General features: G+C 64.3%; 15 protein-coding genes. All 15 read left to right on the top strand.

Annotation, left to right across the window (positions count from 1 at the left end):
• Positions 1-38: 38 nt before the first annotated feature.
• The 15 genes from acpP (at position 39) to acpS (ending at position 13,494) form a co-directional block, all read left to right on the top strand.
• A complete protein-coding gene (gene acpP, locus AC1DX2_RS09805; protein WP_477196152.1) occupies positions 39-278 on the top strand; it encodes an acyl carrier protein in 240 nt (79 codons plus the stop codon).
• A gap of 129 nt (positions 279-407) precedes the next feature.
• Complete coding sequence (fabF, locus tag AC1DX2_RS09800) at positions 408-1,652, top strand: beta-ketoacyl-ACP synthase II (RefSeq protein WP_477196151.1); 1,245 nt, start codon at positions 408-410, stop codon at positions 1,650-1,652.
• Between the two features lie 57 nt (positions 1,653-1,709).
• A complete protein-coding gene (locus AC1DX2_RS09795) occupies positions 1,710-2,207 on the top strand; it encodes a hypothetical protein (RefSeq protein ID WP_477196150.1) in 498 nt (165 codons plus the stop codon).
• Positions 2,204-2,836, top strand: a complete 633-nt coding sequence (gene rpoE / locus AC1DX2_RS09790) for an RNA polymerase sigma factor RpoE (protein WP_477196149.1) — start codon at positions 2,204-2,206, stop codon at positions 2,834-2,836. Before AC1DX2_RS09795 ends, rpoE begins: the two co-directional genes overlap by 4 nt.
• Before the next feature lie 25 nt (positions 2,837-2,861).
• Entirely contained in the window at positions 2,862-3,494 is a 633-nt protein-coding gene (locus AC1DX2_RS09785) for a sigma-E factor negative regulatory protein (protein ID WP_477196148.1), read from the top strand.
• Positions 3,495-3,528: 34 nt separating this feature from the next.
• The gene (locus AC1DX2_RS09780) at positions 3,529-4,623 is read left to right on the top strand and encodes a MucB/RseB C-terminal domain-containing protein (protein ID WP_477196147.1); all 1,095 of its coding nucleotides are present in this window, start codon (positions 3,529-3,531) and stop codon (positions 4,621-4,623) included.
• A 138-nt stretch (positions 4,624-4,761) separates the two neighbouring features.
• On the top strand, positions 4,762-6,228 hold the full coding sequence (locus AC1DX2_RS09775) for a Do family serine endopeptidase (RefSeq protein ID WP_477196146.1): 1,467 nt from the start codon (positions 4,762-4,764) through the stop codon (positions 6,226-6,228).
• Positions 6,229-6,745: 517 nt separating this feature from the next.
• Positions 6,746-8,557 carry a translation elongation factor 4 gene (gene lepA / locus AC1DX2_RS09770; protein WP_477196145.1) on the top strand — a complete coding sequence of 604 codons (1,812 nt, stop codon included), beginning with the start codon at positions 6,746-6,748 and terminating at the stop codon, positions 8,555-8,557.
• The gene (gene lepB, locus AC1DX2_RS09765) at positions 8,557-9,528 is read left to right on the top strand and encodes a signal peptidase I (protein WP_477196144.1); all 972 of its coding nucleotides are present in this window, start codon (positions 8,557-8,559) and stop codon (positions 9,526-9,528) included. Before lepA ends, lepB begins: the two co-directional genes overlap by 1 nt.
• 22 nt (positions 9,529-9,550) lie before the next feature.
• A complete protein-coding gene (locus AC1DX2_RS09760; RefSeq protein WP_477196143.1) occupies positions 9,551-9,904 on the top strand; it encodes a DUF4845 domain-containing protein in 354 nt (117 codons plus the stop codon).
• 1 nt (position 9,905) lies between these two features.
• Entirely contained in the window at positions 9,906-10,589 is a 684-nt protein-coding gene (gene rnc, locus AC1DX2_RS09755; protein ID WP_477196142.1) for a ribonuclease III, read from the top strand.
• Between the two features lie 3 nt (positions 10,590-10,592).
• A complete protein-coding gene (era, locus tag AC1DX2_RS09750; protein ID WP_477196141.1) occupies positions 10,593-11,567 on the top strand; it encodes a GTPase Era in 975 nt (324 codons plus the stop codon).
• 5 nt (positions 11,568-11,572) lie between these two features.
• Entirely contained in the window at positions 11,573-12,322 is a 750-nt protein-coding gene (recO, locus tag AC1DX2_RS09745) for a DNA repair protein RecO (RefSeq protein WP_477196140.1), read from the top strand.
• Positions 12,323-12,326: 4 nt separating this feature from the next.
• A complete protein-coding gene (locus tag AC1DX2_RS09740) occupies positions 12,327-13,082 on the top strand; it encodes a pyridoxine 5'-phosphate synthase (RefSeq protein ID WP_477196139.1) in 756 nt (251 codons plus the stop codon).
• A 7-nt stretch (positions 13,083-13,089) separates the two neighbouring features.
• Positions 13,090-13,494 carry a holo-ACP synthase gene (gene acpS, locus AC1DX2_RS09735; RefSeq protein ID WP_477196138.1) on the top strand — a complete coding sequence of 135 codons (405 nt, stop codon included), beginning with the start codon at positions 13,090-13,092 and terminating at the stop codon, positions 13,492-13,494.
• Positions 13,495-13,496 lie beyond the last annotated feature (2 nt).

Below are 13,496 nucleotides of genomic sequence, written 5' to 3'. Positions count from 1 at the left end.
TAGAATCACGGATTCATTTACAACCCTTTGAGGGAACCATGAGCGATATCGAAGCACGTGTCAAAAAAATCATTGCCGAACAACTTGGCGTGGAAGAGTCTCAAGTCACCAACGAGAAAGCCTTCGTGGCCGATCTGGGTGCCGACTCGCTGGACACGGTGGAACTGGTGATGGCGCTGGAAGACGAATTCGGCATCGAGATCCCGGATGAGGACGCCGAGAAGATCAACACGGTGCAAAACGCCATCGACTACGCCGTCGCGCACCAAAAGGCCTGAGCCAGGCCGCGCACGTGAGTGCAGCCCCGTGTTGCCTTGCCGTGCTGACATCCTTGCCGGTGGAGCCGCAGACCTTTCTGGAGCTGGCCGTCGGCTAGGGGCCCACCAATTTCACGGATAGATAGAACCATGTCCCGTCGTCGTGTCGTAGTCACCGGCCTGGGCTGCATCAGCCCCATTGGCAACAACGTGGCCGAGAACTGGGCCGGCCTGATGGCGGCGCAGTCGGGTATCGGCCTGATCACCAAGTTCGACGCCTCCGCATTCGCCTGCAAGGTCGCCGGTGAGGTGAAAGGCTTTCAGCTGGAGTCCTACATGAGCGCCAAGGAGGCGCGCAGCATGGACACCTTCGTGCACTTTGGCGTCGCCGCCGCCGCGCAGGCGGTGGCCGATTCCGGCCTGCCAGTTGGCGAGGCGCTGGACGAAGACCTGGCGGTGCGCATAGGCTGCCTGATAGGCTCCGGCATCGGCGGCCTGCCGCTGATCGAGGAGACGCACACCGAGCTGGTCAACCGCGGTCCACGCCGCGTGTCGCCGTTCTTCGTGCCGGCTTCCATCATCAACATGATCTCGGGCCAGGTGTCGATGCGTTTTGGCTTCAAGGGCCCCAACATCGCCATCGTCACCGCCTGTACCACCGGGCTGCACAGCATTGGCGTCGCCGCCCGCATGATCGAGTATGGCGACGCCGACGTCATGGTGGCCGGCGGCTCAGAAGCCACGGTGTCCCCCTTGGGCATAGGCGGCTTCGCCGCGATGCGCGCCATGAGCACCCGCAACGACGATCCCCAAACGGCCTCGCGCCCCTGGGACCGCGACCGCGACGGCTTCGTGCTGGGCGAGGGCGCCGGCGTGGTGGTGCTGGAAGACTACGAGCACGCCAAGGCACGCGGCGCCAAGATTTACGCCGAGGTGGCGGGCTTCGGCATGAGCGCCGACGCCGGCCACATCACCGCGCCCAACATGGACGGCCCGCGCCGCGCCATGCTGGTGGCCATGAAGAATGCCGGCATCAACGCCGACCAGGTCGACCTGCTGAACGCCCACGGCACCTCCACGCCGCTGGGCGACACCAACGAGATCAAGGCCATACGCGCCGCACTGGGCGACCACGCCAGCAAGATCGTGGTGAACTCCACCAAGGGCATGACCGGCCACCTGCTGGGCGGTGCCGGCGGCATTGAGTCGGTGTACACCATCCTGGCCATCCACAACCAGAAATGTCCGCCGTCCATCAACGTGTTCAACCAGGACCCGGAGTGCGACGTCGACGTGTGCGCCAACACCCCGCGTGACATGAAGATCGATGTGGCGCTGAAGAACAACTTCGGTTTCGGCGGCACCAACGGCACGCTGGTGTTCAAACGCGTTTGAGCGCTGACCCGCAGCTACCCCCACACGTGAGCGCAGCACCCGCGCACACCGTTAACAATGCATAGCCGAAATGCACCAGCGGTCGAGTACCCGGTGGGGCGCTCGCGCATGGAGGCCGCTGTGCTGCTGGGGCTGGCCGTCGTCGGCACGCTGGCTGGCCTGGCCTGGGCCTGGCAGCTGGGCGCCGGGCGCGCTGAGCGCGCTTGGGACGGGCGTGCGCTGTTGATGCTGGCCTCCTTATGGGGCGGCTTGGCGTTGGCGGCATGGGCCTGGTGGCGCACGCCGGCTGGCCGGCTGGCCTGGGACGGCGCTGCCTGGGCCTGGTCTGGCGTGCCGGCTGGCACGCTGCAAAGCATTCACCTCGCCGCCGATCTGCAATTCACCGTGCTGCTGCGTCTGGCCGACGCGCGTGGCCGCACGCTGGGCTGGCTGTGGGCTGAAAGGTCCGGCTCGCCAGGCCTGTGGAAGCCGTTGCGGCGGGCGCTGCTGGCCGGCACCCGGGTCGACCCGCCGGGTCAGCCTGGCGAGCCGGCTGACGGCGGGAGGCGCGCATGAACGCTGCCGCGCCGCCGCCAGAGTCCAGCAACGACAGCGACCTGCAGCTGGTGCAGCGCACGCTGGCGGGCGACCAGCGCGCCTTCGGATTGCTGGTGGTCAAGTACGAGCGGCGTATCCAGCGCCTGATCGGCCGCATGGTGCGCGATGTGGACCTGGTGGAGGACATCGCCCAGGAGACCTTCATTCGCGCCTACCGGGCACTGCACCAGTTCCGTGGCGACGCCCAGTTCTACACCTGGCTGTACCGCATTGCCGTCAACACCGCCAAGAAGGCGCTGATGGAACTCAAGCGCGATCCCACGGTGTCTGAGGCTTCGTTGAGGTTGAACGACGAAAACGATGAAACTTACGCCAGCGGAAACGAACCAATATCCGACGAAACGCCGGAGTCGGTGCTGGCGGCCAAGGAAATCGCCGCCACCGTCAACGCCGCGATGGAAGCCCTGCCAGAGGATTTGCGCCAGGCGGTAAGCTTGCGGGAGATCGAAGGCTTGAGTTACGAGGAAATCGCGCAGGTGATGGATTGCCCGATCGGCACCGTGCGCTCGCGCATTTTCAGGGCGCGCGAGGCCATATCGGCCAGGATCAAGCCCTTGCTGGACAAGCAGTCCGGCAAGCGTTGGTGATGAGCGGGAAACTGAGAGGTTGCTGATGTCCAATCAAGCGATGGAACAACATGAATGGCTGTCCGCCCTGGCGGACGGGCAACTGGATGCGGCCGAATTCGCGGCCGCCATGGGCATGCTGGCCAGCGATACCCAGGCCTTGGCCTCGTGGCGTGCCTACCATGTGGTGGGTGATGTGCTGCGCACTGCCGAGTTGTCGAGCCATGCGGCTGACAACGGCTTTGCCGCGCGCTTTCAGGCCCGTCTGGCCGCTGAGGGGCCGGTGCAGCGCCCGGATGTTCAGGCGGTGGTGCAGGTGGCGCAATTGGCACCGGTGGTGTCCGCGCAAGGCGCCAGCGCCAACGACGGGCAGTTCCGCTGGAAGCTGGTCGCCGGTCTGGCCTCGGTGGCGGCGGTGGCCGCGCTCAGCTGGTCGGCCCTGGTGCCTGTGGGCGGCAGCGGTCAGGTCGCGCCCCAGTTGGCCCAGGCGGTGCCTGCTGTGCAGGGCCCGCCCGGTGTGCAAGGGGTGGCCGTGGCCGGCCCGGGCCGGCAGGTGATGATGCGCGATCCGCGGCTGGACCAATTGCTGGTTGCGCACAAGCAGTTTGGGGGCACTTCGGCGTTGCAGATGCCAGCCGGCTTCCTGCGCAACGCCACGTATGAGGAACCGTCCCGCTAAGGGGCGCTGAGCGGAACTGGCTGAGTTGATGCTGATGCTTGCCCGAACGATGATGCGCAGACGCCGGTTGGTGATGACGCTGGCCGCTGGCGCGCTGGGGGTGGCGAGCGCCGCGCATGCCCAGCAGGCTAGCATCCGCATGAGCGTCACCACCGTCACCGACACGCGCCTGAGCGAGCGCAGCGTGTCCGAATGGCTGATGCGCATGCACGATGCGTCGAGCCACCAGCCCTTCATCGGTACCTTCGTGGTGTCGTCGGCCGGTGGCCTGTCCAGCGCCCGCATCTGGCACGCCTGCGAGGGTGACCAGCAGGTGGAGCGGGTGCAGACGCTGACCGGCACGCCGCGCTCGACCTTCCGGCGCAACGAGCAGGTGGTCACCTTCCTGCCCGAAAGCCGCGTGGCCTACAAGGAGCGGCGCACCTCGCTGGGCATGTTCCCCAACCTGCTGGCCGCAGGCGGCTCCGGCATCCCGCAGTTCTATGGTGCCAGCCTGTTGGGCAGCGACCGCATTGCAGGCGTGGAGGCCGACGTGGTGCAGTTGCAGCCCAAGGACACGTTGCGCCTGGGCTACCGCATCTGGACCGAGAAGCGCACCGGCCTGGTGGTCAAGATGCAGACGCTGGACGTCAGCGGCCAGGTGCTGGAGCAGGCTGCCTTTTCCGAGCTGCAGCTGGATGCGCCGGTGAGTGCGGCCAAGCTGATGCAGATGATGGCGCGTACCGAGGGCTACCGGGTGGAAACGCCCGAGATGGTGCAGACCGATGCCGCCAGCGAGGGCTGGGCGGTCAAGGGCGTGGCCCCTGGCTTCAAGCCCCTCAATTGCTACCGCCGGCCGGTTGCCGTTGCCGCCACACCCGGCGCCACGCCTGGTGCGGCAGTGCCCGGTGCAACGTCTGGTGCCGCCGCGGGCAGCACCTTGCAATGCATTTTTTCCGACGGCCTGGCGTCCGTGTCGCTGTTCATGGAGGCCTATGACCCGCGTCGCCACGTCGCCGAGGGCGCCTTGTCGCTGGGGGCCACCCAGACGCTGACGCGGCGTGCCGGCGATTGGTGGGTCACCGCGGTGGGCGAAGTGCCCATGCCCACGCTGGTGGGCTTCGCGCAAGGCCTGGAGCGGCGCAAGTAGACTGCTGGGGCTGGCTTGCGGAACCAAAGGCCGCGCGCGGGTTCATAAGGCGGCAGGCTGACATCCGGACACAGGGTGCCAGGCTGTAGCCGTCACTATTTTTGTTTGTCAAAAGAACGCTCAAAGGAAAGCTCAAAGATGATGCAGTTCGATTGGAAGCTGTTGCGCTCGGCCTTGCTGGGTGCAGCCATCGCGTCAAGCGCCGGCCTGGCATTGCTGCCGGCCACACCTGCCCAGGCGCAGGTGCGTGCGCTGCCCGATTTCACCGACCTGGTGGAGCAAGCCGCCCCCTCGGTGGTGAACATACGCACCTTGGAAAAGGTGGCGCAGCGCCAAGGCAATGGCATGGACGAGGACATGCTGGAGTTCTTCCGCCGCTTCGGCGTGCCTGTGCCCAACGTGCCACGCCAGAACCGGCCGCAGCCCTCACCGCAGGACGAAGAGGCCCAGCCGCGCGGCGTGGGCTCGGGCTTCATCCTGACCACTGACGGTTATGTGATGACCAACGCCCACGTGGTGGACGGCGCCGACGAGGTGCTGGTGACGCTGACCGACAAGCGCGAATTCAAGGCCAAGCTGATCGGCCTGGACAAGCGCACTGACGTGGCCGTGGTGAAGATCGAGGCCACCGGCCTGCCTGCGGTGAAGGTGGGTGACGTCAGCCGCCTGAGGGTGGGTGAATGGGTACTGGCCATCGGGTCGCCCTTCGGCCTGGACAGCACGGTGACGGCCGGCATTGTCAGCGCCAAGCAGCGCGACACCGGTGACTTCCTGCCGCTGCTACAGACGGACGTGGCCATCAACCCCGGCAATTCCGGCGGCCCATTGCTCAACATGCGCGGTGAGGTGGTGGGCATCAACAGCCAGATATATTCGCGTTCCGGCGGCTACATGGGCATTTCCTTTGCCATTCCCATCGACGAAGCGATCCGTGTCAGCGAGCAGTTGCGCGCCAGCGGCCGCGTGGCGCGCGGGCGCATAGGCGTGAACCTGGCGCCGGTGACCAAGGACGTGGCCGAATCGATTGGCCTGGGCAAACCCGTGGGCGCGCTGGTGCGCGGCGTGGAGCCTGGTTTGCCGGCGGACAAGGCTGGCGTGGAGGCGGGCGACATCATCACCAAGTTCGACGGCAAGACGATCGACAAGCTCGGGGATCTGTCACGCCTGGTGGGCAATACCCGCCCGGGCTCCAAGAGCAGCATCACGGTGTTCCGCGGTGGCGCATACAAGGAGCTCAGCCTGGTGGTGGGCGAGGCCGAGGCCGACAACAAACCGCAGGCGCGGGCCCAGCAGCCCGGCAAGGACGATGGCGCCAAGACCTCCAAGGCCGCACAGTTGCTGGGCCTGAGTGTCAGCGAAGTGAGCGAGGCGCAGAAGAAGAAACTCAACCTCAAAGGCGGTGTGCGGGTGGACGCCGCCGTCGACGCCGCGGCGCGTGCCGGCCTGCAGGTGGACGATGTGATCCTGCGCGTGGGCAACAGCGAAGTGCACACGGTCAAAGATTTCGACGCTGCCGTGGCCAAGCTGGAAAAGGGGCGCCCGGTGAGTGTGCTGTACCGGCGCGGGGAGTGGACGCAGTTCGTGGTGATCAACACCGCCAAGTAGTCCGCGCGGCCAGCCCTTTTACCAAAACAACCCCAGAACCCGATTGGGTTTTGGGGTTTTTTTTGGAATTCAGCGCAAAAACCGCAGCGCGCAAAATTTTTTTCCAGCATCGTGTGGTCGGAAAAATATGTTTGCAGTCACTAACTTCTACCCGACCAATGTCGACTTTGGTTAGAATATGGGGTTGCCAGCAGGGATTGACGGCATATCGCGCGTGTCAACGTCTCAATTTGAAGACGTTTTGAATCGGCTCACAGCCGATCCACAGATCACCCACATGTTGTCCAGATGTTACCTGCTTGAAAATGTGAATAAGTTGTGCATAAGGTTCTTGTTGCTGCGTCGCAACGACCATGGCCGGCGAGTTTTTGGACTGTACGTGCAAGCCTTTTTGCCTACAATGAAGTTCCAACTATCGCAGTTGCCATTGATTGTTGGTTTAGGGCGCGTCACAACAGGACGCGCCCTTTTTTCTTTTCAGCGCTGTTTTAATTCAATCACTTAAGCGTTCTCGTTGATGAATCACATCAGAAACTTTTCGATCATTGCGCACATTGATCACGGCAAATCGACGTTGGCGGATCGCTTGATACAGCGTTGTGGCGGCTTGGAAGAGCGCGACATGGAAGCGCAGGTGCTGGATTCGATGGACATCGAGAAAGAGCGTGGGATAACCATCAAGGCGCAGACCGCTGCGTTGCAGTACAAGGCGCAGGATGGGCAGGTCTACAACCTGAATCTGATCGACACACCCGGCCACGTCGACTTCTCTTATGAAGTGAGCCGCTCGCTCAGCGCCTGCGAAGGCGCGCTGCTGGTGGTGGATGCCAGCCAGGGCGTGGAAGCGCAGACGGTGGCCAACTGCTACACCGCGCTGGACCTCGGCGTTGAGGTGGTGCCGGTGCTCAACAAGATGGACCTGCCCAATGCCGACCCGGAGAACGCCAAGGCGGAAGTGGAAGACGTGATCGGCATTGACGCCAGCAACGCCATCCCGTGTTCAGCCAAGACGGGCATGGGCATTGACGAAATTCTGGAAGCCATCGTGGCGCGCATCCCTGCGCCCAAGGGCAACCCCACCGGCCCGTTGCGCGCCATGATCATCGACAGCTGGTTTGACAGCTACGTCGGCGTGGTGATGCTGGTGCGCGTGGTGGACGGCCGCCTGGCCAAGGGTGAGCGCATCAAGATGATGGCCACCGGCACCACGTACAACGCCGACAACCTGGGCGTATTCACACCGGCCAACCAGCCGCGCGAGTCGTTGGAGGCGGGCGAGGTGGGTTACATCATTGCCGGCATCCGCGAACTGCAGGCCGCCAAGGTGGGCGACACCATCACGCTGATCAAGCCCGGCACCGGCGGCGCGGCGTTCACCGCCACCGAGGCGCTGCCCGGCTTCAAGGAAATCCAGCCGCAGGTGTTTGCCGGCTTGTACCCGACCGAGGCCAACCAGTATGAAGGGCTGCGCGACAGCCTGGAAAAGTTGAAGCTCAATGACTCGTCGCTGCACTACGAACCCGAGGTGTCGCAGGCGCTGGGTTTCGGCTTTCGCTGTGGCTTCCTGGGTCTGTTGCACATGGAGATCGTGCAGGAGCGGCTGGAGCGCGAGTTCGACCAGGACCTGATCACCACCGCCCCCAGCGTGGTCTACCAGGTGGTGACCGCCGGCAACGAGGTCACGATGGTGGAAAACCCCTCCAAGATGCCCGACCAGGGCCGTCTGGTGGAGGTGCGCGAGCCCATTGTCACCGTGCACTTGTACATGCCACAGGAATACGTGGGCGCGGTCATGACGCTGGCCAACCAGAAGCGCGGCGTGCAGATGAACATGGCCTACCACGGCCGCCAGGTGATGCTGACCTACGAGATGCCGCTGGGCGAGATCGTGCTGGATTTCTTCGACAAGCTCAAATCGGTGTCGCGTGGCTACGCGTCCATGGATTACGAGTTCAAGGAGTACCGAGCGGCCGACGTGGTCAAGGTAGACATTTTGCTGAATGGCGAGAAGGTGGACGCGCTGTCCATCATCGTGCACCGCAGCCAGTCGGCCTACCGCGGCCGCGCTGTGGTGGCCAAGATGCGCGAGATCATCTCGCGCCAGATGTACGACGTCGCCATACAGGCCGCCATAGGCGCCAACATCATCGCGCGTGAGACAATCAAGGCGCTGCGCAAGAACGTGTTGGCCAAGTGTTATGGCGGCGACATCTCGCGCAAGCGCAAACTCCTTGAAAAGCAAAAGGCGGGCAAGAAGCGCATGAAACAAATCGGTTCGGTGGAAGTGCCCCAAGAGGCATTCCTGGCAATCCTGCAGGTGGAGGACTGATGCAGGTTCTGACTTCCCTGGTTTTGGCGGCGTTCGCCTTTTATATAGGGGCCTGGTGGCACGGAGACGTTGACGGCAATTTCGCGCTGCTGCTGTTCCTGGCCTCGGTGGTGACCGGTCTGTATTGGCTGGCCGAGCGTTTCCACTTCCGGCCTCAGCGTGAGCTGGCGGCGGCTGAGCTGGAGCGGCAGGACGCCGCGCGCCGCGCGGACCTCGCCACCAAAGGCATCAGCCAGGTGGACGGCGACGTCGCCCAGGCCAAGGCCGAGGTGCTGATGCAGCCCTGGTGGCTGGACTGGACGGCTGGCCTGTTCCCGGTGATCATCGTGGTGTTCCTGCTGCGTTCGTTCCTGATCGAGCCGTTCAAGATTCCTTCGGGCTCCATGATCCCCACGCTGCTGGTGGGCGACCTGATCCTGGTCAACAAATTCCACTACGGGCTGCGCCTGCCGGTGGTCAACGTCAAGATCACCGAAGGCGAGAAGCCCAAGGCCGGCGACGTGATGGTGTTCCGCTACCCGCCCAAGCCCAGCCTGGACTACATCAAGCGGGTGGTGGGCGTGCCGGGCGACGAGGTGGCTTACCTCAACAAGCGCCTGACCATCAACGGCAAGCCGGTGCCGGTGGCGGAGCTGCCCAAGTTCCTGGACGAGGACGAGATGCGCTATTACCCGCAGTTCGAGGAACAGCTGGGCGGGGCGAAGCACGGCATATTGAACCGGGAAGACCGTTCGGCGGGGCTGTCCGAGCGCGACGTGTTTGACTTTCCCAACAAGCAGAATTGCCGCTACAGTGTGGAGGGCGTGACATGCAAGGTTCCGCAAGGGCACTACTTCATGATGGGCGACAACCGTGACAATTCGCAGGATTCGCGCTATTGGGGTTTCGTGCCTGACAAGAACATTGTGGGCAAGGCCGTGTTCATCTGGATGAACTTCGGCAACATCAAGCGTATCGGTTCTTTCAACTAGGCTGGGCAAGCCGGGGGAATGTATGGCAGTGCAACTGAGATCTAGGCAGCGCGGTATCACCTTTCTGGGCCTGATCTTCGTCGGCGGTGTGCTGGCGGTGGCCGGCGTGATCGCGGCGCAGGTCTTTCCTACCTTCATCGAATACCAGGCGGTGGTCAAAGCTGCCGGCCGGGCCAAGGAGGGCACTTCGGTGGCCGAGGTGCGTGCCGCTTTTGACCGCTCGGCGGCGGTGGACGACATCAAGTCCATCAGCGGCAAGGACATCGAGGTCACCAAGGAAGGCGAAAAAGTGGTTGTGAAGTTCGCCTACCAGCGTGAGATCCACCTGGTCGGCCCGGCCTGGCTGACGCTGAAGTACGAAGGGCGTACCAAGTAGCGTGGAAGACGGCCTCACCGGCCTGCAGCGCCGTCTGCAGCACGAATTCTCCAATCCGTCCCTGCTGAGCCGGGCGGTCACGCACCGCAGCTTCGCGGCGGACCACAACGAGCGCCTGGAGTTCCTGGGGGACTCGGTGCTGAACCTGGCCGTCGCCGATTTGCTGTATGAACGTCTGCAGGGCCTGCCCGAGGGCGATCTGTCGCGCATCCGCGCCAACCTGGTCAAGCAGGACACCTTGCATGAACTGGCGCTGGAGCTGGGCCTGTCCGAGGTGATACGGCTGGGCGAGGGCGAAGTCCGCTCCGGCGGCCACAAGCGCCCCTCCATCCTGGCCGATGCGCTGGAAGCGGTGCTGGGCGCCGTCTACCTGGATGCCGGCTTTACCGTGGTGCAGGCCTTGGTGCGGCGGCTGTTCAAGGCGGTGGAAATCAACCCTCACATGGAAGCCCTGGGCAAGGACGCCAAGACCGAGTTGCAGGAATGGCTGCAAGGGCGCAAGATGCGCTTGCCGGTGTACAAGGTGGTGGGTACGCTGGGCGCGGCGCACAAGCAGACGTTTGACGTCGAGTGCGAAATTGCCGAGCTGGGCCTGGCCCAGCGCGGCATAGGCGGTTCGCGCCGCGCCGGCGAGCAGGCGGCGGCGGCGGCCATGCTGCAAATGTTGAAATCCAAGACGAGCTGATTGATGGCAACCAAAACCCCGGCTGAAACGCCAACAGGCGCGGCAGCCGATACCCTCGCTACCCCCGCTGACGCGGCCCAGACGCATCGCTGTGGCCTGGTGGCCATCGTCGGTAAGCCCAATGTGGGCAAATCCACCTTGCTCAACGCGCTGGTGGGGCAGAAGATCAGCATCACCTCGCGCAAGGCGCAAACCACACGCCACCGCATCACCGGCATGCGCACCCAGGGCGCCACGCAGTTCGTGTTTGTCGACACACCGGGCTTTCAGACCCGCCACAACAACGCGCTGAACCGCTCGTTGAACAAGACCGTGATGGGCGCCGTGGGTGATGTGGACCTGATCCTGTTTGTGGTGGAAGCCGGCAGGTTCAACCAGGCCGATGCCAAGGTGCTGGATTTGCTGAACAAGGACATCCCTACGCTGTTGGTGGCCAACAAGCTGGACCTGGTGCAGCAACGCGCAGACATTGCACCCTGGCTGCAGGAAATGCAGCAGCGCCGCGCCTTTGCCGAGTTTGTACCGATATCGGCCAAGAATGCCAAGGACATCGAGCGCATGCTGGGCCTGTGCGAGAAATACCTGCCCGAACAGGAATGGTGGTACGACGCCGATGAGCTGACCGACCGCAGCGAGAAATTCCTGGCCTCGGAAACCGTGCGCGAAAAGCTGTTTCGCCTGACGGGCGACGAGCTGCCCTATACCTCCACCGTGATCATCGACAAGTTTGAGGAAGAGGCCGGCCGCGGCAAGCAAAAGCGCCTGGTGAAGATTGCCGCCACCATCGTGGTGGAGCGCGACGGCCACAAGGCGATGGTGATTGGCGACAAGGGCGAACGCATCAAGCGCATAGGCACCGAGACCCGGGTGGAGCTGGAAAAACTGATGGACGCCAAGGTGTTCATCGAACTGTGGGTCAAGGTGCGTTCGGGGTGGGCCGATGATGAGGCGCGCGTGCGCAGCTTTGGATATGAGTAGCCCGCGTGGCCACCAAGCGCATCTCTGACGAACCCGCCTACGTCCTGCACCGCTACGACTGGAGCGAGTCCAGCCTGATCCTGGAGTTGTTCACCCGTCACCACGGCCGGGTGGCGGTGGTGGCCAAGGGGGCCAAGCGGCCCAGTTCCAATTTCCGGCCCATCCTGCTGCCCTTGCAGCCGCTGCATGTCAGCTACGGCGGCGACGCCGAAATCCGCACCCTCAAAGGCGCCGAATGGCAGGGCGGGCATGTGATGCCCACCGGCGACGCGTTGCTGTCGGGCTACTACCTCAATGAGCTGCTGATGACGCTGCTGGGGCGCGAGGATGCGCACGCGCGCTTGTTCGACGTCTACGCCAACGTGGTGCAGGTGATCGCCTCCGAGCACGGCGAGGTGTTGCAGGCGGCGCTGCGCGCCTTCGAGCTGTTGTTGCTGCGCGAAGTGGGCCTGCTGCCGCAGCTGGACACGCAGACCATGACGCTGGCGCCGCTGGGGCCAGACGTGGCCTACACGCTGGTGCCCGAAGGCGGCCTGCGCCAAAGCCACAGCGAAGACCGCGCCAGCTTGAGCGGCGGGCAATGGATGGCCTTGCAGCAGGCGCTGGACGACGAGGCGCCTTTCACCAGCACCTTGCGCGCCTGCGCGGTGCTGGCCGGCGAGCTGAAATCCCAGCTGCGCGCGCTGCTGCATTACCATTGTGGCGGCGTGACCCTGCGCACCCGCAGGATGATGATGGACATCCAGTCGCTATGAGCCTATGAGCAACTCACCCAAGACCCTGCTGTCGGTCAACGTCAACCTGGTGGCGCAGATACGCAACCGGCGCAACCTGGCCTACCCCAGCGTGACCCGCGCGGCCGAGCTGTGCCTGCGGGCCGGCGCCGCCGGCATCACCGTGCACCCGCGCCCCGACGAACGCCACATCCGTGCCAGCGATGTGCCAGAACTGAGCAAGCTGCTGAAGGCCTGGCCCGGCTGCGAGTTCAACATCGAGGGCAACCCCTTTCACAACCTGATGGACCATGTGCGGCGCGAACGCCCGCAGCAGTGCACCTTTGTGCCTGACGCCGAGGGCCAGGCCACCAGCGACCATGGGTTTGATCTGGCCAAGGATGGCGAGCGCCTGCGCCCGCTGATCGCGCAGGCCAAGTCACTGGGCGTGCGCGTCAGCCTGTTCATGGATGCCGAGCCGTCAGCCATGGCGGCGGCCAAGGCCCTGGGCGCGGACCGGGTGGAGCTGTACACCGAGCCGTACGCCGCGGCCTGGGGCACGCCCCGCGAGCAGGCGCAGCTGGACCGCTTCACCAGAGCCGCGCAGGCCGCGCTGGACGCCGGGCTGGTGCTGAACGCCGGCCACGACCTGAACGGTGCCAACCTGAGCACCTTCCTGCGCTGGGTGCCCGGCATCAAGGAGGTGTCCATAGGCCATGCGCTGATCTCCGATGCGCTGGAGCTGGGCTACACCGCCGCGGTGCAGGAATACCTGCGCTGCATTGACGAGGCGTTTGCCTGAAGCGCCGATGATTTACGGCATAGGCACCGACATTTGCGACATACGCCGCATACGCGCTAGCCTGGAGCGCCATGGCGAGCGCTTTGCCGCCAAGATCCTCAGCGATGGCGAGATGGCCACCTGGAAAGCCCGCAGCGCGCGCTGGCCTGAGCGCGGCGTGCGTTATCTGGCCACCCGCTTCAGCGCCAAGGAAGCCTTCAGCAAGGCCATAGGCATGGGCATGCGCATGCCCATGAGCTGGCGGCTGTGCGAGGTGGGCAAGCTGGCCAGCGGTAAACCGACACTGGTGCTGCACGGCGCGCTGAAGGAGTGGTTTGACGCCCAGGGCCTGAGCGCCCACATCAGCGTGACCGATGAGACCGATTACGCCGCCAGCTTTTGCGTGGTGGAACGGCCAGCGCCGGGGGACTGAAG

This window comes from Hylemonella sp. P2_B10 (assembly GCF_056404875.1).
Note: the sequence above shows the minus strand (reverse complement) of the source record. Positions and strands in the feature narration are given on the sequence as shown.